This is a genomic window from Prosthecobacter dejongeii (genome assembly GCF_014203045.1).
GTDB classification, from domain to species: Bacteria; Verrucomicrobiota; Verrucomicrobiia; order Verrucomicrobiales; family Verrucomicrobiaceae; genus Prosthecobacter; species Prosthecobacter dejongeii.
The window spans coordinates 49,775-72,793 of sequence record NZ_JACHIF010000005.1; the positions used below are offsets into that span (position 1 = coordinate 49,775).

25 protein-coding genes are annotated in these 23,019 nt (G+C 58.7%); 16 read left to right on the forward strand and 9 right to left on the reverse strand.

The window, feature by feature from the left end; genetic code table 11:
* The first annotated feature begins 394 nt into the window (after positions 1 to 394).
* The 5 genes from HNQ64_RS12805 to HNQ64_RS12825 all read left to right on the forward strand — a co-directional run bounded on the left by HNQ64_RS12805 (position 395) and on the right by HNQ64_RS12825 (position 3,234).
* On the forward strand, positions 395 to 886 hold the full coding sequence (locus HNQ64_RS12805) for a hypothetical protein (protein WP_184209164.1): 492 nt from the start codon (positions 395 to 397) through the stop codon (positions 884 to 886).
* Positions 887 to 1,043: 157 nt separating this feature from the next.
* Positions 1,044 to 1,199 (forward strand): hypothetical protein, encoded by a 156-nt coding sequence (locus tag HNQ64_RS12810; protein ID WP_184209166.1) that lies wholly within the window; start codon positions 1,044 to 1,046, stop codon positions 1,197 to 1,199.
* 9 nt (positions 1,200 to 1,208) lie between these two features.
* Entirely contained in the window at positions 1,209 to 1,586 is a 378-nt protein-coding gene (locus tag HNQ64_RS12815) for a hypothetical protein (protein ID WP_184209168.1), read from the forward strand.
* Positions 1,587 to 2,023: 437 nt separating this feature from the next.
* Positions 2,024 to 2,587: a hypothetical protein gene (locus HNQ64_RS12820; RefSeq protein ID WP_184209170.1), complete on the forward strand. Its 564-nt coding sequence runs from the start codon at positions 2,024 to 2,026 to the stop codon at positions 2,585 to 2,587.
* Positions 2,588 to 2,646: 59 nt separating this feature from the next.
* Positions 2,647 to 3,234: a hypothetical protein gene (locus HNQ64_RS12825; protein ID WP_184209172.1), complete on the forward strand. Its 588-nt coding sequence runs from the start codon at positions 2,647 to 2,649 to the stop codon at positions 3,232 to 3,234.
* Between the two features lie 95 nt (positions 3,235 to 3,329).
* Here the strand turns inward: HNQ64_RS12825 and HNQ64_RS12830 are convergent, their stop codons facing one another.
* Positions 3,330 to 3,713, reverse strand: a complete 384-nt coding sequence (locus HNQ64_RS12830) for a hypothetical protein (RefSeq protein WP_184209174.1) — start codon at positions 3,711 to 3,713, stop codon at positions 3,330 to 3,332.
* Positions 3,714 to 3,886: 173 nt separating this feature from the next.
* On the opposite strand from HNQ64_RS12830, the gene HNQ64_RS12835 reads away from it, so the two are divergent.
* From HNQ64_RS12835 to HNQ64_RS12845, 3 genes are all read left to right on the forward strand, one after another.
* A complete protein-coding gene (locus tag HNQ64_RS12835) occupies positions 3,887 to 4,855 on the forward strand; it encodes a PEP-CTERM sorting domain-containing protein (RefSeq protein ID WP_184209176.1) in 969 nt (322 codons plus the stop codon).
* Between the two features lie 84 nt (positions 4,856 to 4,939).
* Entirely contained in the window at positions 4,940 to 6,631 is a 1,692-nt protein-coding gene (locus HNQ64_RS12840) for a VWA domain-containing protein (protein WP_184209178.1), read from the forward strand.
* A gap of 62 nt (positions 6,632 to 6,693) precedes the next feature.
* Positions 6,694 to 7,080: an MGMT family protein gene (locus HNQ64_RS12845; RefSeq protein ID WP_184209180.1), complete on the forward strand. Its 387-nt coding sequence runs from the start codon at positions 6,694 to 6,696 to the stop codon at positions 7,078 to 7,080.
* A 119-nt stretch (positions 7,081 to 7,199) separates the two neighbouring features.
* Here HNQ64_RS12845 and HNQ64_RS12850 read toward each other — a convergent pair whose 3' ends face one another.
* Together HNQ64_RS12850 and HNQ64_RS12855 are read right to left on the reverse strand one after the other, a co-directional pair.
* On the reverse strand, positions 7,200 to 7,616 hold the full coding sequence (locus HNQ64_RS12850) for a DUF6799 domain-containing protein (RefSeq protein ID WP_184209182.1): 417 nt from the start codon (positions 7,614 to 7,616) through the stop codon (positions 7,200 to 7,202).
* A gap of 183 nt (positions 7,617 to 7,799) precedes the next feature.
* Positions 7,800 to 7,997, reverse strand: coding sequence for a hypothetical protein (locus HNQ64_RS12855; protein WP_184209184.1), 198 nt, complete (start codon positions 7,995 to 7,997; stop codon positions 7,800 to 7,802).
* A gap of 190 nt (positions 7,998 to 8,187) precedes the next feature.
* On the opposite strand from HNQ64_RS12855, the gene HNQ64_RS12860 reads away from it, so the two are divergent.
* Positions 8,188 to 8,727 carry a hypothetical protein gene (locus tag HNQ64_RS12860; protein ID WP_184209186.1) on the forward strand — a complete coding sequence of 180 codons (540 nt, stop codon included), beginning with the start codon at positions 8,188 to 8,190 and terminating at the stop codon, positions 8,725 to 8,727.
* Between the two features lie 36 nt (positions 8,728 to 8,763).
* Here the strand turns inward: HNQ64_RS12860 and HNQ64_RS12865 are convergent, their stop codons facing one another.
* The 3 genes from HNQ64_RS12865 to HNQ64_RS12875 all read right to left on the reverse strand — a co-directional run bounded on the left by HNQ64_RS12865 (position 8,764) and on the right by HNQ64_RS12875 (position 13,105).
* Entirely contained in the window at positions 8,764 to 9,438 is a 675-nt protein-coding gene (locus HNQ64_RS12865) for an MBL fold metallo-hydrolase (protein WP_184209188.1), read from the reverse strand.
* A gap of 272 nt (positions 9,439 to 9,710) precedes the next feature.
* Positions 9,711 to 11,522: a hypothetical protein gene (locus HNQ64_RS12870; RefSeq protein WP_184209190.1), complete on the reverse strand. Its 1,812-nt coding sequence runs from the start codon at positions 11,520 to 11,522 to the stop codon at positions 9,711 to 9,713.
* A 209-nt stretch (positions 11,523 to 11,731) separates the two neighbouring features.
* On the reverse strand, positions 11,732 to 13,105 hold the full coding sequence (locus HNQ64_RS12875; RefSeq protein WP_184209192.1) for a phospholipase D-like domain-containing protein: 1,374 nt from the start codon (positions 13,103 to 13,105) through the stop codon (positions 11,732 to 11,734).
* Between the two features lie 130 nt (positions 13,106 to 13,235).
* Between HNQ64_RS12875 and HNQ64_RS12880 the strand changes: the two genes are divergently transcribed.
* The 6 genes from HNQ64_RS12880 to HNQ64_RS12905 all read left to right on the forward strand — a co-directional run bounded on the left by HNQ64_RS12880 (position 13,236) and on the right by HNQ64_RS12905 (position 18,202).
* On the forward strand, positions 13,236 to 13,643 hold the full coding sequence (locus tag HNQ64_RS12880; RefSeq protein WP_184209194.1) for a DoxX family protein: 408 nt from the start codon (positions 13,236 to 13,238) through the stop codon (positions 13,641 to 13,643).
* Between the two features lie 12 nt (positions 13,644 to 13,655).
* Complete coding sequence (locus HNQ64_RS12885; protein ID WP_184209196.1) at positions 13,656 to 14,459, forward strand: hypothetical protein; 804 nt, start codon at positions 13,656 to 13,658, stop codon at positions 14,457 to 14,459.
* 83 nt (positions 14,460 to 14,542) lie between these two features.
* A complete protein-coding gene (locus tag HNQ64_RS12890; RefSeq protein ID WP_184209198.1) occupies positions 14,543 to 15,538 on the forward strand; it encodes a DUF2157 domain-containing protein in 996 nt (331 codons plus the stop codon).
* Positions 15,535 to 16,587, forward strand: a complete 1,053-nt coding sequence (locus tag HNQ64_RS12895) for a DUF4401 domain-containing protein (protein WP_184209200.1) — start codon at positions 15,535 to 15,537, stop codon at positions 16,585 to 16,587. Before HNQ64_RS12890 ends, HNQ64_RS12895 begins: the two co-directional genes overlap by 4 nt.
* Positions 16,584 to 17,075, forward strand: coding sequence for a GDYXXLXY domain-containing protein (locus tag HNQ64_RS12900; RefSeq protein ID WP_184209202.1), 492 nt, complete (start codon positions 16,584 to 16,586; stop codon positions 17,073 to 17,075). The genes HNQ64_RS12895 and HNQ64_RS12900 overlap by 4 nt, the downstream gene beginning before the upstream one ends.
* 71 nt (positions 17,076 to 17,146) lie before the next feature.
* A complete protein-coding gene (locus tag HNQ64_RS12905) occupies positions 17,147 to 18,202 on the forward strand; it encodes an alpha/beta hydrolase (protein ID WP_184209204.1) in 1,056 nt (351 codons plus the stop codon).
* A 24-nt stretch (positions 18,203 to 18,226) separates the two neighbouring features.
* On the opposite strand, the gene HNQ64_RS12910 is transcribed toward HNQ64_RS12905, so the two are convergent.
* Both HNQ64_RS12910 and HNQ64_RS12915 read right to left on the reverse strand, forming a co-directional pair.
* Positions 18,227 to 19,819 (reverse strand): hypothetical protein, encoded by a 1,593-nt coding sequence (locus HNQ64_RS12910; RefSeq protein WP_184209206.1) that lies wholly within the window; start codon positions 19,817 to 19,819, stop codon positions 18,227 to 18,229.
* A gap of 101 nt (positions 19,820 to 19,920) precedes the next feature.
* On the reverse strand, positions 19,921 to 21,153 hold the full coding sequence (locus HNQ64_RS12915; RefSeq protein ID WP_184209208.1) for a DUF4272 domain-containing protein: 1,233 nt from the start codon (positions 21,151 to 21,153) through the stop codon (positions 19,921 to 19,923).
* Positions 21,154 to 21,744: 591 nt separating this feature from the next.
* Here HNQ64_RS12915 and HNQ64_RS12920 point away from each other — a divergent pair.
* Entirely contained in the window at positions 21,745 to 22,230 is a 486-nt protein-coding gene (locus tag HNQ64_RS12920; protein ID WP_184209210.1) for a TspO/MBR family protein, read from the forward strand.
* Positions 22,231 to 22,403: 173 nt separating this feature from the next.
* Here HNQ64_RS12920 and HNQ64_RS12925 read toward each other — a convergent pair whose 3' ends face one another.
* The gene (locus HNQ64_RS12925; protein WP_184209212.1) at positions 22,404 to 22,961 is read right to left on the reverse strand and encodes a YaeQ family protein; all 558 of its coding nucleotides are present in this window, start codon (positions 22,959 to 22,961) and stop codon (positions 22,404 to 22,406) included.
* Positions 22,962 to 23,019: the final 58 nt, after the last annotated feature.

Sequence of the window (23,019 nt, forward strand, 5' to 3'; positions counted from 1 at the left end):
TGCTCCTTGAGGCAAGGTGAACGTGATTTGGAGAGTGCAGTCGTAGGGCGGGTGTGTCCGGCGGAGGGAGGGGGGAGTGTTTTTGGAGTCGTCGCCGGATTACCCGCCTTTCGGTGAAGGTGGCTAGAGGGGTGTCGTTGGGTTGAGTTAAGAGGGGCGGTGGTGTGCGGAGTCTTAGAAAATGGAGGGGGTGGAAGATGTTTGCGGGGTTTCCAAAACCAGGCGGGTAATTCTGCGGTGGGGCTGGGGGTGGGTTCGGTGTTGTTTGCGCAGAACACACCCGCCCTACGGGCCGGAGGTTCGGTCTTTGGGGGCGGGAGATGTGCGGGAGATGGGTGGAAGGATTCGATGCCAGTTGGCTTGCATTTGCGGTGAGATCCCGCAGGCTGGAGCCATGCTAGGGCGAATCATAAGCATGGGTGAAAATGGCCCTGTCAGGAACATTGACCTGCGGTTTGAAAGCGGCCGGGTGGAGAGTCCTCTTTCGGTGCCGCGTGGCGAGGTGGAGGCGGGGGAAGTCACGGGTTTTCAGTTGGTGGTCACGTCCCTGAGCCCGTTTCTGTGGGTGGGCTGTTTAGGGTCGCTGGTGATGATGGCGGTGGTCTGGAATGCCCCCTCCGTGCCTGCCATCGCAGGCCTGACGATGGTGACCGGGGCCACCCTAGGTCTGCTGAAAAATAGGGTGCGGGTGCTCTACACCCTGAACCTCCTGACGGATCATCCCCAAAGGCCCAAGATCTTGTTTTACCGCACTCTTTGCCAGTTAGACCTGATGCTGGTCTTGGACGCCGTGACCTGGGCCTTGGGAGATCGTCCAAGGCAATGCAAAGGCTCCGGGTGGAAGCCGCAGGCGTTGCAAGAAGTGTCCCCAGACGACAAAACGTGAATCCGTGGAGCCGTGAGGGCATGGCACTACTCACACCCCAGACTTGCCCTCCCCTGCCGGAGCCATTACATTCATCGGCATGTCCGCTGCTGCCCTTCGCCAAGCCTTTTTTCAGTTGCCTGAATCATAGCAGGCGGCGCTGCTGGACGACCTCATTGTGGGCTCCTGCGATGCTGCCTGGGAGGCACGCCTGGACCCGGAGATGGAAGACCGCATTGATGCAGTGGAGCGCGGCGAGATGAACCTTCACGGGGCCGATGAAGTCATGCGTGAAATGCGCTCCCGCCTATCACTACTCTGTGAGCGAGAATAACCCGAAGATATGCCTGCCCGACTGCACTTCCTTGCGCTCCTGCTGCTTGCTGCGCCTCATCTTGGCTTTACGGCGGACGTCCACGTGACACCGCGCCGTGCCCAGGTCATTTGTCACAATGGTAAGCCTGGCTCCGGCGGTCACTGCCGAATGGGATTGGGAACGAGTGGTAAGTTGATCTGCGGCATCGTGGGCAAGGTCTCTGAGATCACCTGGAGATTTGTGGGGCTGCGGGATGGCAAGGATGTCTATGATTTTACTCGGCGTTTTCCGCTTGAGTCAGAGAACGTGGCCACACAAATCAAGCAGGTAGAGTTCGCTGGTGAACGTGTGATCCTTTTTGAAGATAAGGATCAAGTCATTGCGGTGCAAAGCCCGAAACCCTGAATGAGACCATCCTATGAAAACCCTCGGGTACTTTATTGTCGTTCTCGCTGCGGTGTTTCTCTTTTTGATGTTTTGCACGCCCTTTGGATTTACGATCTGAAGAGAGGAGACTTGTCAAAGGGTGGTGGAAAGCTGTTCAAAACCTCTCCTGGATCGTCCGGCTGCGCCTCTTTCGATTTATTTTGGGAGATAGGGCAGGCGGGTGAAGGTCGTCGAAGGGATGATGGAGCTGCAAGACCCCAGGCGAAATCACGGCCACAAGCAGCGCGGCCCTACCAGGGACATGCCGAATCGCGGCCACGGGCAGCGCGGCTCATCCTTTGATCTTGCCAAAAGCTTTCCTTCTGTGGCATATCGGGTGCCGTGTCTGCACGGGTGTGCGGAATGATGAATAACCAACGATGTTGCAATGGAGGCCCGGTTTCCGGGAGATCGCGATGGCTGACAATCCCCCGACGCCCGCCCCAGACCTGAGCCACCTGACCTGGAAATCTGACTGGGAGTTTCAGGTGGCGACGGACAGTCGGTGTCTGTACATCCGGGAGAGCAGTGGGTCGATGCTGGCGGCTTCTGTGGTCACGCTCGGGATTGTGGGGACGGCGGGTTATTTGAGCTGGTCGATCTTCTTTCCCGAAACGCCGAATACGCTGGGGGAAAAGGCCTTTGGCGTGCTGATGCTTTTCGTGGCGGGCTTCTTTGCCTGGATCCCCTGGCTGACGCTGCGGCGGGGACGGTGGATGGTGGTTTTTGATCGTGGCGAGCCCGCGAGCGGCATCGCGGGGGAGATCCGCTATCAAGGGCAGCGGCTGGCGATGGAGCGGGTGCGCGGTTTTTCGACCCGGAGCTGTGGTGGGTCACCGCCCCGGAGCACGGTGGTGGCGGAGCTGCACGATGGCACGCATGTGTCCTTGGGGCCGGTGAGCATCTCGACCTGGCCTGCCCATTATGCGCAGCAGGCGGCTACCTGGATGGGGCTGCCGTTTCGATACTCTTCAAACTGATGTGGGATATGAATCTGGAGGTCATGTTAGAGGTGAATGACGAGGACTGAAGTGATGTGATGAAAAGATTTTCGTGGACTTATTTTTGGTTAGGCTGCGCGTTGGTTTCTTGTGAAACGAAGCCGCGCGAAGGGGCGCAGGTTTGGCGACCGCCGGTGCAAAGTTATCCGGAGACGGCGTATCAAAGGAGCATCCACTTTTACGATTGGAAGGTGGACCCGGACATCACCAACGGGGAGTGCTATGAGGAGTTTCGCTTTGATCTGCCGGATGGGGTGGAGCGTGTTTCTCTACCGGCCGAGGCGGTGGTTTATCGTGTGCCGGGTCGCGAGGTCAGGGGGCAGGTGAAGAAGATTTTGTCCTCGGCGGGTCACACGGACCGGCCCTTTTCGATTGTAGACTATCGCCCAAAGATGGGCGTGGTGGCCAAGGTGAGCCGGAAGACGCTGCATCTGTGTGCGTTCGGGGCGCAGGGTTCTTTTGAAGGAGGGGTTTACGTGAAGTTGCGGATTGGCGTGCCGGAGGGGGTGAAGATCCAGCTAGCCAAAGAGCGCACGGATGAGGAGCGCCTGAAGACGCTGCTGGAGGAGGGCTGGTGGCCTGTGAGCACGAGCCCTGGTTTGAAGAGCGAGTGGCCCCTGCCATGATGAGGGAGGGAGCGAACTTTCTCGCGTCCTTTCAGGACGCCTGGGGGTTTGACATGCTTTTGGTTATGCGGAGTCCGGGGTTTTTGCTTTGAGGGTTATTCGAGGGCGAAGGATTCGTTTTGGTGGAAGGCGGTGGGGGTGAACATGGCGGCGAGTAGGGCGGCCTGAAATAGGATGACATCCCATGAATTGGTGCCAACGGCGATTGTGAGGAGGCTTTCTGAAATCAGCAGTGCGAGGAGGGCGAGGTCTAGGCTGGGGAATGCGTGAAGGAGTCGCTGAGGAGAGCGGTTGACCCACAGGAATAGGAACCAGGGTAGAGCCTGGACAAGCAGCGCGAAGGTAACGACGATGGCCGGGCCCCAGGGGGCGGTGACGAGGTAGGCTAACCAGAAGATGCCTTTGACGAATGAGAGGAAGGTCCAGGCGGCGAAGGCCATCCAGCAGAGCCAACGGAGGAGGGTCCTGAGGATTTTCATCGAGGTAAGGTAGTCTGCACGGGACCTGCGGCGGGAGCAATCGGTGGCGGAGGTTTTCTTTTTTAGGGGGTGCTAAAGGTGGGGCTTACATGGGGGTTCGACCGATATTGATATGGACATGACCTAGGTTTTGGCGATGCTGATTGCCCCCCTTTTTGGATTCCCCCCTTTCCATGTTTGCGCGTTTTCTTTTTTTGTTGGGTTCTTTCTGCACGGCTGGCTTTGGCTCGGTGACGCTGCAGCAGGCGGATTCGTTTTGGAAATTTGATGGGGGCGCGAGTGGGGCGGCCAGCAATGCGCAGATCGTGGATTTTACGGGGAATCACACGGCGATCAATGCGACGCGGCTGTCCTGGAATACGGCGGTGCCGGCGGTGAGCCCGGGGGGTGGTGCGCCACAGGATACGCTGGGGCGGGCGCTGAGCTTTGACCCGTATGTGACGGTGGCGGGGGCGGGCACGACGGATGATACGACGGCGGCGGCGACTTTCCAGGTGGCGAATGGGGCGGTGTCTGGGAGCTTTTCTGTGCTGACGCGGGCGATGTGGGACGGGCCGGTGCTGGGGGAGGCGGGCGTGACGGCCAATGATGTGCCGGGGAACTACTGGCTGCTGAACAATGGGCTGGGGGGGAATGGCATCGGCTTTCTCTTTGGTCTGCTTGGCAATGCGGATGGGCAGACGGCGCGGCTGGCTTATTACACAAGTTCAGGTGGGAGCTTTGGTGGGACGCGTAGTTTGACCTCGACTCTGGCGATCACGAAGGGGGTGTGGTATGACATCGGGATGGTGGTGGACATGGGGGATGGCAATGCGGCGACGCTGGTGGATAATTCGGTGACTTTTTACCTGCATGGTCCTGGGGGCCTGCAGATGCAGACGGTGACGGGCATCTACATCAGCGATGTGACGACGGCGGCGCCGAGCACGACGCTGACGGTGGGCTCTGAATCAACGGGGCTGGGCGCGAGCAATCAGCGGAAGTCCTTCGATGGCAGTCTGGACTACTTGGCGATGTTTGATGTGGGCATGACGCAGGCGGATGTGCAGGCGATCTTTGCCGCGCCGGAGCCGAGCCGAGCTCTGCTGCTGGGGCTGGGCGTGGTGGGGCTGCTGCTGCGGCGGCGTCGGGTGGAGGTGTGAGCTGAGAGAGGGCGTGGCCGGGAAGGCGAGGAAACTGAAACGATGGTGTGGGGATGGGGTATCTCTTTGGGTATCCCGCTTTCTATGAAACACCGATTCTTTTTGGCCTGTCTGGTTTTGCTTTCTCTGCTGCCTGCTGTCTCTGCCCAGGAGGGGGCTGCGCCTGCGCGGGCGATTTTGATCCTGGATGCGTCTGGGAGCATGTGGGGAAAGATCGAAGGGAAGGCGAAGATTGAGATCGCGAGGGAGGCGATCGCGCAGATCGTCGAGGGGCTGGACAAGAATCTGCATTTAGGCCTGATGGTGTATGGGCACCGGAAGCGGGGGGACTGTGCGGACATCGAGATGCTGATCCCGCCGGGTCCGGTGGATAAGGCGGCGTTTATTAAAAAGGTAAATGCCCTGGTGCCCCGTGGGCGCACGCCGCTGACGGGTTCTTTGATCCAGGCGGCGCAGGTGCTGAAAAATACGGAGCAGAAGGCCACGGTGATTTTGGTGAGTGACGGGATCGAGACCTGTGAGCAGGACCCCTGCCTGGCGGTGAAGGAGCTGGAAAGTCTGGGCATCGATTTCACGGCGCATGTGGTGGGATTTGACCTGGGCAGCGATGAGCAGGATGCCATCCGCTGCATCGCTGAGACGAGCGGGGGTGAATTCCTGGCGGCGGGGGATGCGCCAACGCTGCTGAATGCGCTGGCGACGGCGCTGGTGAAGACGGCCGATCCGCAGGCGGCTGCGCCGGAAGTGAAGCCTGCACCGATGCCCGCGCCGGTGCCCCCGATGCCTGCGCCAAAGGCTGAGGTGGAGATCGCGAATGTGACCTTCATCACGGTGCTGGCTGAGGGGGGAGAGGCGGTGAAGAGCTACTTTGAAATCACGCCCGAAGGACAGGCCAAGAGCGTGGCCCGGGGCTCGAGCGAGAGCTATAAGCTCGCTCCGGGTAAGTATCAGGTGAAGGCGACCTGGGGCAGTGCGGTGATTGCGGAGGTGGTGACGGTGCCTGCGGAGCCGGAGTCGAAATTCACCCTGGTGTACAATGGGGGTATTTTACGGCTGCAGGCTCTGGCCAGCCAAGGCGGGGAGAAGGTGAAGGCGTACTACACCATTTCCCGCGCAGGCAAGGACCTGAAGGGGAATCGCCCCCGGGTGACGGCGGGCTCGGGAGAGGAATTTCAACTGCCCGCTGGGGAGTATCATGTGGAGGCAAAGTGGGGGCAGTCGCGGGCGGAGGATATCTTTGAAGTGACACCTGGGGAAGTGACTGAGGGGGAACTGGTGGCCAATGCGGGGGTGCTGAAACTGACGGCGTCTCCGGTGGCTGGGGGGGAACTTTTGAAGGTCTATTACACCATCCTGGACGGGAAGGCGAAGCTGGATGGCAGCCGCAGCCAGGTCGCATCGGGATCGGGCGGAGAATACCAGATCCCAGCCGGGCGGTATCTCATCCGGGCGAAATGGGGAGAAGCGATCGGCGAGGTGGAGGCTGAGGTGAAGGCGGGAGAGGCCACCGAGGCGCAGGTGCTGGTGCCGGGCGGGGTGCTGAATGTGATGCTGAAAGACGCTGCCGGAGAGGTGGTGAAGGCCTACACGACGATCTACAGCGCGAAGACGAACCTGGAGGGCAAACGCACCCGCATCACGGCGGGGACGACGCCCTCTTTCACCCTCGCGGCTGGGGAGTATTACCTGGAGGCAAAGGTGGGCAAAGAGACCATCTCCGCAGAAGCCAGTGTCAAAGCCGGCGAGGCCTCGGCAGTGACTTTGCAGGCCAAGTGAGGACCATGCCTGAGAATGGTTTGGCGATGGGGCGCAGGGGATGCAAATAGTGCACCTGCGCCATGCCGAAACCTAAATCCATCGCGGCGACGCGAATCCGTGCGGAAGTGATCCGACTGGTGAGTCTGATCCCTGAGGGGAAGTTCACGACCTATGGGTCCATCGCCGTGCACATGAATGTGGCCGCGCTGCATGTGGCCTCCGTGATGAGTCGGCTGACGAAGGAGGAGTCAGTGGCATTGCCCTGGCACCGGGTGGTGAGTGCGGACGCACGCGTTAGCCCGAAGATGGAGGCCAGCCTAGCGATGACGCAAAGGCAGCGGCTGGAGGCGGAAGGGATGCGAGTGGATGCGCAGGGCTACATCCAGGATTCGGACGCCCACTTCCACGTGGTGGGCCTGCGGCGGAACATCCGCTGGAGTGATCCAGGGAGTGGTGGCGATCCATAAAAAAACCAAGGGCGAAGTGAGTGCTGCACTGGAGGACCAGGCAGGTGGCTGCATCTTCACCCTTGGAGAGTTGGGGGCTTCACCCGCGGCTCACAGGCGGCGGGGAAGAGGAAAGAAGGTTACTTCTTCTCGGTAGCTTTTTCGGCTTCCTTGGCGGCTTTCTCAGCCTTCTTTTCTTTGTGCTTTTCGATGTCCTTCATGACTTTGTCATGGTCGGTGACTTTGCCTTTCCAGGTGATGGCTTCGCCTTCTTTGAGCATCTTCTTTTCGCCTTCACCTTTTTCTAGGTAGGAACCGTCGGCCATGACCTTGGTGCCGTCCATGAGAGTGGCGGTTTCGGTCAGTTCGGTGGTCTTGCCGTCTTTCATGACCCAGAGTTTGCCTTCCTTCATGGCGATGTGGTTCAGTTCGGCTTTTTTCTCAGCCATCTTTTCGGCCTTTTTGACGTCTTTTTCTTTTTCGTCTGCGCCGAAGCTGCTGTTGACGACGCAAAGGCTGAGGCAGGCGAAGGCGAGGGATTGAATCAAGATTTTCATGGGAATACTGTTGGTTAGGGGGTGGGGTGGCAGGGTTCACTGGGCCAAGGTTTACTTGGGCGCCGGCTGCGCACACAGATATTCGCCCCACTGGAAAAGAGTGGCTGTATCGCTGAGGAAAATTTAATATGAATCGCCTAACAAAAAGAGTGATTGTGAGAGTTTGCCTCAAAGCGAAGTGACTCAACGAGCCGGAAGGCGTGCGTAGCTGACCACCCAAAAGACCTGAGCGAAAAGCCAGAGGAGCATGCCGAGGCTGAGAAACTTCAAACCCCAGCGGACGTGTACGAGTTTGGCCTCAAGCACTCGACCTTTGGCGTGGATCTGCTTAAGCACGCTTTCGCGCACATCGGAATTGAGCTGGGCACCGAAGAGCTGCATGAGGGCTGATCGGCTGCAAATTCTGCGTCTGCGAATGGGCGCAGCCGAGGGCGGTGGGCTAAAACGTGCGCGCTAGGAGTGCAGGCCGCAGTTTACAGCCGCTCTAGTCGCGCCATTTTATGTCACAGACGGAACAGTTTCAGCTATCCAAGGAAGGATTCTCAATTTCACCCGTTAGACTCATCGCGATATGTCCACTGACCATTCTTCATCTGCCGACGATGCCAGCCAGGCTTCGCACAAAAAAACGAGTGTTCTAGATTCCTTGAAATCTGCAGGGGGTTCCTTCAAGCGCTTTGTCACGCATTCCTCCTTGAAGGAAGGCCAAAAAGATGACCTCAACCAGGCGCTGCATAACGGTGGGGAGAAGAAAGCGGAGCTGGAGAGGTATCGGGATCTAAAAGCGGGCTTTGAGAAAATGAAAAAGGTGGATGCTGCCTATGCTGCGAATCAGGCTCTTGCTCCACTGAGTGGTAGAAAAGGGTTGGACTCTACAGAGACGAATCGTCAACTGAAGTTGTTGGAGACCATGGAGAACGAAATCAAGGCGATGGAGAAAAAGAATCCGCTCATCAAGAAGGAGCTGGAGTATGCGCAGCGCCATGGTGAGGTGGACAAAGTGAAGAAGGATGCTGCCGGCCAAGGCACGTCTCTCCGTGACACGCTTAAAGGTGCCGTTGGGGTGAAGACGGATCCCCGTCAGTCATCTTCGCGCCAGCAGAGGCTCTAGAGCCTAGGGCGTGTGAAAAAGATACTGTGGCTGAGGCTAGAGCACCCCAGCATCTTCGAGCGCGCGCAAGAGCAGTGCCTTGCCGTGGCTTTCGATGACGCGACCGTGACCGACGATGATGCGGTCAAAGTCTTGATCCAGAATGCGCCTCACGGAGGCCTGAAAAGCAGGGCGATCTTTGAGGCATAGCTTGAAGATGCGGCTCATGCCTGGGTAGCGTTTGAAACCGGCAATGTAACGGTGAAAGAAGCGATCCCAGCCGTGTTCGTTGGGATCAAAATTGAAGATGAGGTCTGCCACGATGAGGGTGTGCGTGGGCACATGAAGGAAGGCATGTTCTTTGAGCTTCGGGGTGCCTTCGACGGGGAAGACCTCCAGCTCGCCCGCCCATGCCGCAGGCGCTGGCAGCAGGGGCAGGGTGGGGAACTTCACGACTTCTGAAAAACCCGGCGGACCGAGGAAGGGCAGGGCGGGAAAGGCGGCGTGGCCTTCTTTGGCATAGGTGTCATGCAGCAGCATGGCCTCTACCAACCAGCCGGGCGTGCCTAACGACTGAAGGGTGGCCAGATCTGCCGGGGTGAAAGGGGCCATGGAGTGCAGGACCGTCTGCCCAGAGCGCAGACGGATGACGGTGACGTTCCGCCCATGCTGCGTGCCCAGGACGGTGAGCGGGTATTGCAGGAGCCAGAGGTTTTCGGCGAGTTGTTTCATGAGGGTAGAGGGTGAGTGTTGTCCTGCCCATGGCCGGAGTATCAGCTTGGTCTTCAGGATTTCGCAGGGGCTGGGATGCCCGGCCTTGTGAATCCTGCAGTCACGTGGAAGACTGGCCAAAGAGGACCCCGGCACCTGCCGGTCCCTGCTTACAGCTCGGGGTGCCTTTGGCATGCGGGATCCGGCGGAGACGATGTGGTGATGCCTCAAGTGCGCAAAAAAAGAGCCGGCTGGCGGCCGGCTCTTCATGTCAATGGGTATCTAGCGCCAGGTCACTCCAGTGGAATGACGCGGCTGAAAAAGATCGTCTCGCCCTGCTTGATGGCGACTTCTTGGCCCAGCACTTCGAAGTTCAACAGTACCTCGTCCCTTTTTGGAGTGTCATCGAATTCGACTTCCCCTTCAGTCACGCTGTCGTCTTCCTCGACGATCAGCGTACCGCGGGTGATACCGCCGATGACGACATCGTAGGAACCCGCCGAGAGGCCGCGTGCTTGCAGCTTGAAGCTGGCACCGCCGTCTTCGTCTTTCTGAAAAGAGAAGCTGACGAGGCCGGATGCGCCAGAAGACGCAAACAAGGAGCCCTGAATCAGAAGGGGGGTGCTGACATTTCCACCGCCACCACCGACTGCTGCTGAACCCGAGCCCAGGATGTGGGAGAAGAGCACTTCTCTACTGCTGTTGGCTATCTCGACGAGCTGACCGCGCGGATCGAATTTCAGGGAAACCTTTCCAGGTTCCGTCTTGGTGCCAAACTCCACTTCCCCTTCAGGGCCATTTACGGTCTGCACCACACGGATGGAAGCGCGGTGAACTCCGCCGACCAGAAGGCTGTAAACGCCCACCGTACTGTCTTCCATCTCCACCTTGAACCGGTGATAGCCCTTGTTGTCCACTTCATAACGAGCCTTGGCGCTAGCGGCTGGAACCAGACCTGTGGAGGTGAGATTTTCGTCCAGACGTGACTCTGCTTCCGGGGCGGGTTTAGTAGCCAGGACGGATGGATCAAACACACCGGAGAATAGGACGGTTTCATCCTGGCTGATGCTGAGGGTGGCCAAGATGGGATCGAAATCCAGCAGGAGGGCTTCGCCGTCGGGTTGATTGCTGAATTCCAGTTCGCCGGATTCGCCCGTGATCTCGATGAGGCCTTTGCGGATGCCATTGACGCTGAATTCATAGCTGCCGAGAGCCACGTCTTCCAGTTCCACGGAGAATTTCCTGACTGCTTTTTCACTGACGGTCCATTTGGCTTTGGCCTGGCCGACCGTCTCTTCGGAGACAGGAGGAATGGCCAGCAGGTAGGCCGCTTTCTTGTCGGTATTCGCACCGAAGGATTGGGCCTTCATGGTGCCGGTGAAGAGGCTCGTTTCCCCTTGGATCAGATCCACAGTGGCACCGCGGGGATCGAAGGTAAGAGGCATGGCTTTGGAGCCAGTTTTACCTGCTTCAAAAAGCAGCTTCCCGCGTTTTTTGGTGATCGTCATTTCCCCCACTTCTTGGCCACCCACCAGAAGCTTGCAAAGACCGTCCGGGGCATTGGATACATCCACCGTGAAACGTTTCACCCCTTTGGTATCCTGGGTGAACCGGACTGACGCGCGCGCTTTGGGGTTTTGGGTAAGATTGGTTAGGTAAGCTTGTTCGTTGACGCTGGAGCCCGCGCTTTCACCGGCACCCGAAAAGATGCCTTCCAGATGAGGAACTCCTTCTTTAACGATGGAAACCAAGCCACCGCGAGGATCAAAATCCAGGGCATCCTGACCTGATTTGGCTGGGGCACGGAATTCAATCCGGGCAGTGCCTTTGGAGGTGGTGGTGAAGGTGGCCTGCACCAGATCATTCACCTTGAGGTCATAAGTGCTGCTCGGAGCCAGCTTGGCGACTTCAACCTTAAATAGCGACTTTTTGACTCCAAAGGAGCCGCTCATTTTACCACTGGCATCGGCGTCTGCGGTGGTTGGAGACAAGGAAAAGCGTAGGGCGGCAGAATCAGCCCGGAGGGTGCTGGGAGCTGAAACGGTTTGCATCACCATCAGGCAGGCGATGGCTAAACGAGCATGACGCGAAGGGGGGATAGGCATGGATGTAGACCACGATTTCATATTTAGTTGGAAATCGAAATATATTAAATGCCGCGAATTTTGTCACGCACTATGCAACGCCTGCGGTGCAGCACTGCCGGCCTTCTTCAGGAGGCCGACCGCTGGCCAGAGGAAGGCCCTGTTGCAGACGAGTAACCTTAACCTTCCGCCCATGCTGCGTGCCTAGCATGGCTAGCGTCAGGGGCGGATCAAAGCTGCGAGCGGATGGGAATCATGATCCATTCCAGGAAACGATCCTTTAATGATCGAGCTTCGAAATCAGCCATGAGATAGGGTTTCGACTTTTGGAGGTCGTCACGGAAGATTTGATCCATGGCAGCGCCGAAGCCGATATCGTAGATGCTGATGTCGATCTCCTCATTGATCTGGGAGGAGCGGGGATCGAGATTGGAGGTTCCGAACATGGAGAAATGGCCGTCCACGACCATGGTCTTGGAGTGGACCATGGTGGGGCTGTATTGGTAAATCTTCACGCCTGCCTCCAGCAGCTTGCCATAACTTTCACTGCCGGCGGATTTCGTCGCGGGCTGGTCATTGTGCTTGCCGGGGATGAGGAGTTTTACATCCACACCACGTTGGGTAGCCTCTGCCAGGAGATGCACAAAGTCGTCGCTGGGGGTGCAGTAGGGGTTGGTGATGTAGATGCTCTTTTTCGCGGCTGCGATGGCCACGGCCTGGAGCACGGGCATGGGGGCGACGGTGAACGCGCGGGAGGTGACGACCTGGGCCATGAGCGTGCCGACGGGTGGGAGTGCGGGGAAATGATCTGGCCCACTGAGCAGTTCCTCGGTGGCTTCTAACCAATGTTGCTGAAAGGCGGTCTGGAGTTTTGCCACGATGGGGCCTTCGAGCTGGCCATGAACCTCCCGCCAGTGATCGGCAGCATCAGCATTGCCCTGCCATTCATCGGCAAAACCGACGCCGCCGGTGAAGCCCATTTTTCCATCCACCACCATCACGCGGCGGTGGGTGCGCCGGTTGATACGGTCAAAGCGCAGGCCTTTGGCGGGGTGGTAGTAGGCCACCTGGCAGCCTGCATGACGGAGGCGATCAATCTCTTCATTCTTGAGGCCGATGCCGGAGCCGATGCCATCAATGAGGATGCGCACTTTCACGCCTTTGGCAGCCTGCTGGCAGAAGGCGTCCATGAACTGGGTACCGACCTTGCCGGAGTGGAAGATGAAGGCCTCGAAGTTGAGTGTCTTCTCGGCACTGCGGATGGCCTGGAGCATGGCGGGGAAGATGCCATTGCCATTGTGCAGGAGGGTGATCTTGTTGCCGCCGATGGGCACGGGATCCGCAATGGCATGGGCGGAGCCAAAAAACGCGGGGTCGGCCACGGCAAAGGTGTGCGGGGGGCGAAAGTCCATGACCTGCCGTTTGACGAAGAGGATGCTGTAAATGACGAAGCCGACGAGGAGGAAGGCCAGCAGCTCCAGCCAACCGCGCACGGAGAGCTTTCCCCAGCGCCGCAGCAGTAGGTTAAAGTAGCCTTCCTTCAGGCGGGTACGCCGGTTTTTCTTCGGCGGGTCTGCGCTGGGGGCAGGCGGTTGGTCGCTCATGACCTTACATCGTGTGAAGGCTGCGAGTTGGTTGTGGCAACAGTGAAGTGGAAGGTGTTCTGTGAGACTTGGCCAAGAAGAGGGCCGTTTGGGTGAAACGAAACGTAACTGCGGAGGGGATTTTATGTTTATGAACCGAGTGTCTTTAAAAACGTTGTTTCGTCTTTTGTTAGGCCTGTTTTTTATCGCAGCGGGGGTGAATCATTTTTTAAATCCACAGGTGTATGTGGGGATGATACCTCCCTACCTGCCCTACCCAGAAGTGCTGAATCTAGTGAGTGGTGTGGCGGAGGTGGCGGGTGGTGTGGGCATCCTCATGCCCCGTTTTCGCAGGTGGGCAGGATGGGGGCTGTTGGCGCTGCTGGTGGCTATTTTCCCAGCGAATTTGCACTTAGCTCTGAATGGCTGGGCGGCTTACGATATCCCGCGTTGGGTGCTGTGGGCGCGGCTGCCGCTTCAGGGGGTGTTCATCGCCTGGGTGTATTGGACTTGTTTGGCAAAGGAGTGGCGGGACTTGCCAGGAGGCAAGACATCATGATAAAAAGGCTGCATGAATCTTTGGCGGCTGCTTTTCATCTGTGTGGGCATCTTTGGCACGGCCAGTGGCGCAGAGCCGTCTGAGCGACCAGCCATCCGTGTTTTGCTGGAGACGCTGCATCATCAGTCGCGACTGATCCCTGGCAGGAATTTTAGCCAGACCATCATGGCCCAGGTCCTGAAGGAGGAAGGGGCCGAGGTGGCCGAATCTCACCGGGTGGTGGAACGGGTGGAGGAGCTGACCGAGGCAGAGTTCGGAGCCTATGATTTGGTGATCATGAACGGGCGTTACTCGGGTGAGCGGCAGCCGGATACTTTTTCCCCAGAGGTGCTGAAGGCGCTGGATAACTATGTGATCCGTGGCGGTTACCTGCTGGTCATTTCAGGGGGCTCAGGGCTGAGCGGAGGGGTGAGTCTGCCTTTTTACAATCCGCTCACCAGCCGCTATGGTGTGGAGGTGCTGCCGGGGCCGGGCCGCACGGGGCGAGCGCTGACACCGACGTTGCGTGATCAGGAGCATCCTTTGGTCAGAGACATCGAGGTGCTGTATCCCTGCCATGGCACGACACTGAAGCTGACCAATCGCGAGGCGGTGCCCCTGGCCTTTTTGGATAAGGAGCCGTGCCTCGCTGTGGTGCCGCGTGGTTTTGGCTGGGTGATCATCCTCGGCGGTGGCAGTGGCTGGATGAACCAGGGCATGGACCCCACGATCATCACCAATAAAGGCCAGCCGGAGCGGATCGAAGCGAATCAAAAACTCATCCGCAATCTGGTGGACTGGTTGCAACTGCTGAAGCAATCCCGTAGTCGTCCATGAGGTAACCGTGTGGCGGGATCAATCTCAGGGCAGTTGCACTTTGAGATGGCGTGGGCAGATCCATCCTGTAGCGTTTTGATCTCATGTCTTTGCATCCGCTGGATCAGCCAGTCTCCCTTCATACGCTGCGCCGCTGGCAGCGCGAGGGACTGATTGATCGTGAGGCCCTGGAGGCAGCCCGGCAGCAGATTCATCCCGCATCTGCCTGGCTTACTTGGCTACGGGCGGAGCTGCTGCTGGCGGGTATGGCGTTGGTGCTTTCTGGCGTGGTGTTTTTCTTTGCCTACAACTGGCAGGCCATCACCCGATTTGAAAAGCTGGGCCTCATCGGTGTGACGATGGTGGCTTGCATCGTCGGGGCCAGTGTCGTGGGGGTGAATCGCCTCGGCGGGCAGATCTTAGTGCTTGCGGGCACGGTGATGACGGGGGTGTTTTTAGCCGTGTTCGGACAGACGTACCAGACCGGGGCAGATGCGTATGAACTCTTCACTGGCTGGGCCGCCCTGACGTTTGTCTGGGTGCTTTTGGCCAGGATGGAGGCCCTGTGGTTTCTCTGGCTGGTGATCGTGCAGACGGGGCTGGTGCTGTTTTGGTCGCAGGTGGCTCACCCAGGCTGGAGGTGGCCGGAGGAAGGGGTGGCCTTTGCCGTGGCTGCCTTAAACACCGCCGCGCTGGTGATTCGGGAGCGATTCACGCCGCTGCCAGGACGGGGCTGGTTCCGCACGCTGTTATTGCTCAGTCTTTTGGTGGCGCTGACGTTGCCTGCCATCTCAGTGATCTTTGACGGGCTGGAGGATCATTCCTTGCGGCTGATGTATGTACCTCTGTGGCTGGCGGCCTTGGCTGGAAGCTATGGGTACTACCGTTTTGTTAGGCCAGACTTTGCCTGCATTGCTTTAGCTTCGGCGAACATGGCGGTGATGGTGGTGGCGCTTCTGTGTCGGGGCCTCTATTTCGGGATGGATGATGACGGCCTGGGGCTGTTCTTTTTGATGGCCATGATCGTGGTGGGAGTCACCACGGGACTCACGCTGTGGCTGGCACGAGAACACCGGGCGATGAAGCCTTTGCTGTCATGAAAACGTCCCCTCTCACCTGGCGCGAACTGCTGGCCCACTTGCCTGCCTCTCTGGGGCCGGAGGAGGTGGAACAGCGTCTCACGGCGGAGGCGGAGCAGGACGAGCAGCCGCGCATCCTGAACTTTTTTGCGGGTGTGGGGGCGTGGTTTTCAGCGCTGTTCATGCTGCCGTTTTTTTACATGGCGGATGTTTTTGACCATGCGTCCTCCTGCGCCGTTTTGGGGCTGATTTTATTTGCCGGGGCGGTGGTGATGAGTCGCAGGTCCACACATGTGTTTCTCAGCCAGCTCGCGCTCAGTGCTCTGTTGAGTGGGAATTCGCTCGTGCTGCTGGGGGTCTATCTGAGCGGCTCTCCGAATGACGGGAGAGAAGCGTTGCCCATGCTCGTCCAGGCCGTCTTGGCGGCGGTGACTTGTGGCCTTTTCCAGGGAGTGACGGGCCGTTTCATCACCCTGATCGGGGTGCCGGTGCTGGCCGTGGTTTGGGTGTTTTCAGGCAACTCTTTGCATGGTTTGCATGCCATCACCGCCGGGCTGGCCTTGGCGACTGGTCTCCTTTACCGCTGGGAAAAACGTCCGTTGATCTGGGATGTGGTGGCCTGGGCCTCGGTGGTGTCCCTGCCGGGGGTCATTCTGCTGACGGAGATGGAGCATGGCCTGAACCCGTCTCCACGGCAGCCGACTCCGCTCTGGCCTTCCAGCCTCATCGCCGGGCTACTGCTCATCTGGATGGTGACGGAGGATGCCGGTGGGATAAAGGCCATGCGGTGCCGCTGGTGGTGGGGGCTGGTCTTGGCCACGCTGTTCCTGGCGGGCTTCACCACGCCGGGCATCACGGTGGCTATGGTGCTGCTGTTTTTAGGGCGGGCGCAGGATGAGCGGGTGCTGACGGTGATCGGCCATGCTTTTTTCGCGGCCTTCCTGGTCCTGTTTTATTATGCGCTGAACATCAGCCTCGCACAGAAGTCCTGGATCATCGCAGGCAGTGGGGCGTTTTTGCTTGCGATGCGTTTTTGGTTAGGCCGATCTTTGCGAAAGGAGGCGGCATGAAAAGCGCCCTCCTCATCCTTTGGCTGGCGGTGGTGGCTGGCGTGCTGGGCTACCTGGTGTGGCAAAAGGAACAGACCGTGGCCCAAGGTCGACTGGTGCTGCTGGAGCTGGCGCCGCGAGACCCCCGCTCCCTCATGCAGGGAGACTACATGGTGCTGCGCTACAGCCTGGCCCAGGAGATGGAAAACCAGCCGGAGAAACTGGCGCAAAAAGGACTGCTGGTGCTGAAGCTGGATGAGCGGGGCGTGGGCAAAGGCCTGCGCCTGCATCAAGGCGAGGCGCTGGGGCCGGACGAGCAACTGCTCATTTATCGCGACCGCCAAGGGCTGCGCATCGGCGCTGAGTCGTTCTTTTTTCAGGAGGGGGATGCCGCACTCTATGAGAACGGCCGCTACGGTGAGCTGAAGGTGGATGCCGAGGGGAACAGCGTGCTCACCGGCCTGCGCGATGCGGACCTGAAACCCCTGGGCCGCCCTGTCATCCAGTAACGGCGGGCAGGACGGTGGAAGGAGCGCAACTTTCCTGACGGGGCGATGTTTTAATTCGTTCCTTTAGCATCATGAATTTGCGTGTCCTCTGTTTGTTCCTGGCCTGCATGGCGACCCTGGGCCATGCCCAGATCACGTCTGAAAACAACGACCGCCTGCGGCAGGGGCTGAAGCGTTATCCAGCAGCCGACACGAACAAGAATGGCGTCCTTTCTCTGGAGGAAGCGAAGGCCTATTTGGCGAAGAATAAACTGGGCCCGACACCGACGGAAAAGAAACCTGGGGCGCTGAAGCCAGATGTGGCCGATGTGGCCTACGGTCCCCATGCGCGGCATAAGCTGGATCTCTACCTAACCAAAAAGACGGCCACGCCAGCGCCGCTGGTCTTGCTGATTCACGGTGGGGGCTTTCGTGGGGGTGACAAAAGCCGCTGGGCCAGCGACAAGACGGTGCAGGCGCTGCTGGACCAGGGCATCTCCTGTGCAGCCATCAATTACCCCTTTCTCACGGACAAGCCCATTCAGGACATCCTGCGGGACTGTGCCCGCTCTGTGCAGTTTCTGCGCGCGAATGCTGGTGAGTGGAATTTGGACAAGGCGCATTTTGCCTCCATGGGCGGCTCCGCAGGTGCAGGTACCTCCCTGTGGTTAGCCACACGCGATGACCTGGCCGACCCGAAAGCGGTGGACCCGGTGCTGCGTGAATCCACCCGCCTCGTCTGCGCGGTGTGCAATGCCACGCAGGCGACCTACGATGTCTCGCGCTGGGAGTCCTTCATGGGTCCGGCGAAGCCTGAATTTGGCACCAGTCCGCTGGAGGCGGCGCTGTTTTACCACCTGCCATCCATCGAGGCGATGACCACGGAATCTGGCAAGGCCATCCTGCGCGAGTGTGACATGCTGGCCTGGATCACGTCCGATGATCCACCCCTGCTGGTGAACAATGCCCAAGTGGTGGCGGCCCCGACGAACCGGGGCGAGTGGCTGCACTGCATCCACCATGCCCGGGCGGTGCATCAGCAATGCGTCACGGCCCAGGTGTCCTGCATCGTGCTGCAGGATCAAGAGGGACCGAAAACGGATATCACTGCCTTCCTCGTCCAGCATCTGCGGGCGGAGGGGGAGTGAGCGGGACTTTCGTGAGGTCTGATCTCAGAGGTGCTGGCCGCCGCCAGAGCCGCCGACATCCTTGCCCATGTGCTGGCGGTAAGCCGCACGATCCTTGGCTAATGTGAGGGCTTCTTTGACGGAAATATGGGGCTTATCTACGTCCTTGTTGTCCCCCTCCCCTCGGAGGAGGCGCATGGCACGTTTATGGTCGGCGAATCCATCAATGGTGTCTTGCCTCACGCCTGCATCTGCGAGCTTTTGCTTCCTGTCCTGACCATGCTGCAGCAGCTTGTCGAGGGTGGCTTGAGCGCTTTGATTGACGGTGTTTACAAAGTCAGCTTTTTGAGCGGCGGTCAGGGTGATGGGCGGTCTTCCCTGGGCTGTTGCGGCCTTATTACCCTCCTGGATCATGCGGTCTAAGACTGCTGCCACTTCCTTCTCAAACTCTTCGGGTTTCATCGCAGCCAGACTGCTATGCTGCCAATCATCCGTCTTCATGCCGAAGAGCTTGCTACTGGTTGTATTCAACCCAGCCACCAATTCATTATCAATGGGCGTCACCACCAAATCCGGGCCGGTGCCATCAATGATCAGGTTTCCTGGATTGTACCAGCCCTCCAGCTTGCCCCTTTTTTCCACGGCGAAAGCGCGGTCTGGATTGGCCATGAAGGCATCGGCGGCGAGGATCTTGCCGAGCTGTTCCTGAAACTCAGGCTGGGTCAGCATGGCTGCGGCTCCAGGGGAATCCAGGCGGTCTTGCAAGGACTCTCCTTTGGCGAAAGCCATCTCCACCACATGCGGGCGGGTATCGGCTCTCAACCCATCGGCTAGTTTCTGCGCCGCTTGGCTGATGTGTGAGATGGAATCGGCCTGGTCTGCCAAGCTATTCCTGGCAGGATTGTCATAGGCGGCAATGGCGGGTGCATTGACTTGGGCCTCTGCGAGGATCTGCGCCGCAGCGACGTTGGCCGCAGGATTTTCGTTCTGCAATTTGACCACGGTGGAGGCCCCATCGCCATAGGTGACCTTAAAGACCTCCCCACGTTTGCCCGCCTGGAGTTCGTTCACGTCCGTGACACTCTTGGCCAGGAGGCTGACCTTGAGGGCGGCGGAGTCAAAAGCTTGCTTGGTAGCGTCTTTGATTTGGTTGTCGCTGAGGGTGATCCCTTGGGCCTTGGCATGGGAGATTTGTTCGGCAATGGCGGCGCGCACCTCGTTTGCCACCATCTGCTTCCCTTCCGGGCGTAGGCCGAGGGAGGCGACTCGTGAAAAGTGGGTATCGAGGGCAGCCGGGGAGGTGTGTTTTTGCGTGGCCTCCTGGTGCCAGGAGTCGCGGATTTGCCCCAGCATTTGGTCCACGGGGAGACCCGTCTTGCCGGCCACTCCTGCGCGGATCTGCCGTTGCAGTTCTGGACTGATGGGCTGCCCCGTTGCGCGCTGGAGAGCATCCTGCACTTCCTGAGCGGCCCTGTCGAACTTGTCGTTACGGCCTAGAAAACGACCAAAGAAGCCTTGGGAGTGGTCTTTGGTCCTCACCTGACCTGCCTGATCCGAGCGAATTTGATGGTCGGTGCTTCCAGTCAGGTTCTGCTGCAACTGGTCAAAGCTGAGGTTTTGGGTGTTGAGGGAAGGCATGGATGAAAGTGCTAACCAGAAATCTTCCGTTTGTGACAAGCGCTAACCAGCGTGCCTGCTGTCGGTCTCAAAAGAGGGAATCTAGGGAGCGGGGCGAGGCTTTAGGTGCTGGTATCGTTTTGTGAATAAACAGGATGATGCCCAAGCACCCAATGCAAGGCTTTGCGCCGTTCCTCCATGATCCCGCCCGTACGCTGGAAAGACTCGGGGGAGCTATCGGCGATGGCTTGGCCATGCAGTTCCAGGTCGTTGTTCTTTAGACGTGCGAGAGAAAGATCCATGGGCCCGCACCACGCTGTAGGGGCAAAGGCGACGAAGTCCATGGCCTTGCCATCCAGCGAGAACTGCCGGATGCGCCAGTGAATGGCGAGCATCTGAGACGACAATTCTTCCAGCTCCTCAAGACTCCGCACTTCAGGGGTGAGTTGCCCATTTTCGGCTTTATGGGCGACTTCATAAAGCCCGTCCACATGGACTTCCTGGTCATAGGCAGGCAGTTCCGCAAGCTTCAGTGCCCACGCGAGGATGATGGCCCCCTCAGACTGCCAAGGAAGATTCCATTTCAATTTTTCAGGCAGAGCATCCACTGGGGTTTCCAGGGCCTCAGCCTCCGACGGTTCGGCTGCCTCCCACACACCGTTGCTTTTCAAATGAGCGATCATCTCATGACGGTATTCTTCAGCCCCGGCAGCCCCTTCCATGAAGCCGCGCTGGGTCAAACTGCACATCAGCAAAAAGCGTTTGAAGACCTGGTCCTGAGTCGGGGGATCGGAGAGCTCCTCTTGATCATAACCCGCAGCTGCCAGGATGTTTTTAACTCGCTCATCCACACTCAGGGAGTGGTTCTCAGGCAACTGAGCTTCCGGATCATGCTCGCCATCTGCATCCAAGATGACGCGGCCTGAAGAGTCCAGCAGGCGGCCGGGCAGAAAGATGACTCCATGGACTTGGCTCGCCATTTCATACACCAAGGCCAGCCGGGGATCTCCCTCTTCAGGCTCCCCATCCAGCATGAAATTGAAGGCAAAACGTAGGCCCGGCAGGTATTCAAACAGGTCTGCTCGTTCCATCGCATTGGGGAAGGTTTGAAAGTAACCCTGCATGCCGGACAACTGCTGCGCCCAGCCCTCGCCGGCATAATAATCGGGATCCTGACGTGCCTTCATGGTCAGGGCTTTTTTCAGCCAGCCTCGTTTAAACGTCAGATGAACTTCCGACCATGTGCCATCGGCACGACGGGTGACTTTGGCATCGGGCACCCGTTCCAAAAGCTTGGCCAGGGTGCCTTCTGGGTCCAGGTGCTGGCTGAAAATATTGATGGGAGGAAAGGGCATATTTTCTAACCAATCTGCAAAAAGAACCTATCGCGCGTCAAGCCCAGATCACTTCAACGGATGGAAAGCTTCGGCGGCATGGTCTGGCTGGTGGTAGCTGGACCAAGTGTCGTCGAAGAGGTGCTCCGTTTTTTGCTCGTCAGACCAGGTGATGCGTAACTTGTTGTTAGCCAGAGTTTCCCAGGTGGGTGCGCCCTCCAGGTCGGGACTGGTGAGGGCGCCGCTGGCGTGGAACTGGATCTCGCCCTTTTCACCTTTCCAACGGGTGGCCAGGAGCCAGGTGCGTAGCTCGCTCAGGTCCTGGGGACCCTAAAAGCTTTCGGGCAGCACGTGTTCGTTTTTACCACGACGCTGCTCACGCCGTACGCGTCCTTCATGTACATGATGTGCAGCGCCTTGTTCTAGCGGGGGGTCGGGTCGTTGCCGAGATCAGTGGGGGGCCAAGGTGCCTGCCGAGGTGAGGCTGGGCAGCAGAGTTCCCACGATTTGCCTTACCAGGATTGGTGTAGCAAGGCTGGATTTGAAGAAAGGCCAAGGTCTTTTTTTGGACAGAGGTCCACAGGGCCGACTTCCTGCGTATGATGTGAAGTTATGGGCTCATCATCATCCACCTTACGCCAGGGGCTTGTGCTTCTGGGCTTCATCCTCATCACTTTTTGTGCGCCTGCGTTTGGGGCTTTTTCACTGCCGGGGAGCTGGTATGCGGGGCTGAGCAAGCCGAGTTGGAACCCGCCCTCCTGGGTGTTTGGCCCGGCCTGGACGCTGCTGTACACGCTGATGGCAGTGGCGGCCTGGCTGGTGTGGAAGCGTGGGGGCTTCGGCGCACAAAAGTGTCCGCTCAGTCTCTACTTCATCCAGCTCGCGCTGAATGCCGCGTGGACCCCCGTTTTCTTTGGTGCGCACCAGTTGGGTGCAGCGCTTGCCGTCATCGTGGCCTTGTGGGTTTTCATCGGCCTCACGCTGCTGCATTTTTGGCAGGTAAGCCGGGCAGCCGGGTTGCTGTTCGTTCCGTATCTGGCTTGGGTGTCCTTTGCCACAGCGCTGAATTTTACCCTGTGGCGGCTGAATCCGGCTTAGACCGATTACCAAAAATCTTGTCCGAAAAGCGGCGACGGGGTGGGACGATTGGCGGCGTTTTTCGCTTGGCTGTTATCGTCATGATAGCAGCCTGCGCTCTTGCCTTGCCACTCATCCCACCGCGCCCGCCTTTTCAATCGGACAATCTTTTTGGAAACCAGTCTAACCAGGAGTTAATCCTGGCCGTGGAGTCGCTGGAGGGTGATCTCCAAAGAATCGGTGCCATCGCCGATGAAGAGGGCCCCGTCTTGAAGAGTGATCTGTAGGCTCATGGAGCGCTGGGTCATGGCGGCCAGCTTTTGACTTTGCTCCGCCGGGATCTGCCAGACGGTGAGATTGCGCAGGCGGGTGAGTTTGGAGGCGATGCCTGCCCACCAGGTGGGGGTGCTGGAGCTGAAGCTGTAAACGGTGACCTTGGCCGCGCGGCTGCACAGGCGGGTGATGCGTTTTTCATCGGGCTGGCCGACTTCGATGATGTGGACGAGCAAGCCGGTGAGGTCCTTTTGCACAAGGCAAGGTTCATCGGGCTCCCACATGTCTTTGCCAAATTCCAGCAGGCCTTGGTCATTGTTCGCCGGGGCATTGAGGGCAAAGGCCAAAACGCGGATCATCATCCGCTCATCGGTTTCCGAAGGGTGACGTGCGATGGTGAGGCTGTGATCGCTGTAGAGATTGCGATCGATGTCGGAGACATCCAGGCTGGCTTTGTAGATGGTGGCTTTGAGTGCCATAAGGGAACGCGGAGTTTACCGAGGGGAGGCCGAGGAACAAGGGGTGTCTTTCCCCATC

Coding starts and splice junctions, on each gene's coding strand:
- HNQ64_RS12805 (WP_184209164.1), top strand. CDS start 395: ATGCTAGGGCGAATCATAAGCATGGGTGAAAATGGCCCTGTCAGGAAC.
- HNQ64_RS12815 (WP_184209168.1), top strand. CDS start 1,209: ATGCCTGCCCGACTGCACTTCCTTGCGCTCCTGCTGCTTGCTGCGCCT.
- HNQ64_RS12820 (WP_184209170.1), top strand. CDS start 2,024: ATGGCTGACAATCCCCCGACGCCCGCCCCAGACCTGAGCCACCTGACC.
- HNQ64_RS12825 (WP_184209172.1), top strand. CDS start 2,647: ATGAAAAGATTTTCGTGGACTTATTTTTGGTTAGGCTGCGCGTTGGTT.
- HNQ64_RS12830 (WP_184209174.1), bottom strand. CDS start 3,713: ATGAAAATCCTCAGGACCCTCCTCCGTTGGCTCTGCTGGATGGCCTTC.
- HNQ64_RS12835 (WP_184209176.1), top strand. CDS start 3,887: ATGTTTGCGCGTTTTCTTTTTTTGTTGGGTTCTTTCTGCACGGCTGGC.
- HNQ64_RS12840 (WP_184209178.1), top strand. CDS start 4,940: ATGAAACACCGATTCTTTTTGGCCTGTCTGGTTTTGCTTTCTCTGCTG.
- HNQ64_RS12845 (WP_184209180.1), top strand. CDS start 6,694: ATGCCGAAACCTAAATCCATCGCGGCGACGCGAATCCGTGCGGAAGTG.
- HNQ64_RS12850 (WP_184209182.1), bottom strand. CDS start 7,616: ATGAAAATCTTGATTCAATCCCTCGCCTTCGCCTGCCTCAGCCTTTGC.
- HNQ64_RS12855 (WP_184209184.1), bottom strand. CDS start 7,997: ATGCAGCTCTTCGGTGCCCAGCTCAATTCCGATGTGCGCGAAAGCGTG.
- HNQ64_RS12860 (WP_184209186.1), top strand. CDS start 8,188: ATGTCCACTGACCATTCTTCATCTGCCGACGATGCCAGCCAGGCTTCG.
- HNQ64_RS12865 (WP_184209188.1), bottom strand. CDS start 9,438: ATGAAACAACTCGCCGAAAACCTCTGGCTCCTGCAATACCCGCTCACC.
- HNQ64_RS12870 (WP_184209190.1), bottom strand. CDS start 11,522: ATGCCTATCCCCCCTTCGCGTCATGCTCGTTTAGCCATCGCCTGCCTG.
- HNQ64_RS12875 (WP_184209192.1), bottom strand. CDS start 13,105: ATGAGCGACCAACCGCCTGCCCCCAGCGCAGACCCGCCGAAGAAAAAC.
- HNQ64_RS12880 (WP_184209194.1), top strand. CDS start 13,236: ATGAACCGAGTGTCTTTAAAAACGTTGTTTCGTCTTTTGTTAGGCCTG.
- HNQ64_RS12885 (WP_184209196.1), top strand. CDS start 13,656: ATGAATCTTTGGCGGCTGCTTTTCATCTGTGTGGGCATCTTTGGCACG.
- HNQ64_RS12890 (WP_184209198.1), top strand. CDS start 14,543: ATGTCTTTGCATCCGCTGGATCAGCCAGTCTCCCTTCATACGCTGCGC.
- HNQ64_RS12895 (WP_184209200.1), top strand. CDS start 15,535: ATGAAAACGTCCCCTCTCACCTGGCGCGAACTGCTGGCCCACTTGCCT.
- HNQ64_RS12900 (WP_184209202.1), top strand. CDS start 16,584: ATGAAAAGCGCCCTCCTCATCCTTTGGCTGGCGGTGGTGGCTGGCGTG.
- HNQ64_RS12905 (WP_184209204.1), top strand. CDS start 17,147: ATGAATTTGCGTGTCCTCTGTTTGTTCCTGGCCTGCATGGCGACCCTG.
- HNQ64_RS12910 (WP_184209206.1), bottom strand. CDS start 19,819: ATGCCTTCCCTCAACACCCAAAACCTCAGCTTTGACCAGTTGCAGCAG.
- HNQ64_RS12915 (WP_184209208.1), bottom strand. CDS start 21,153: ATGCCCTTTCCTCCCATCAATATTTTCAGCCAGCACCTGGACCCAGAA.
- HNQ64_RS12920 (WP_184209210.1), top strand. CDS start 21,745: ATGGGCTCATCATCATCCACCTTACGCCAGGGGCTTGTGCTTCTGGGC.
- HNQ64_RS12925 (WP_184209212.1), bottom strand. CDS start 22,961: ATGGCACTCAAAGCCACCATCTACAAAGCCAGCCTGGATGTCTCCGAC.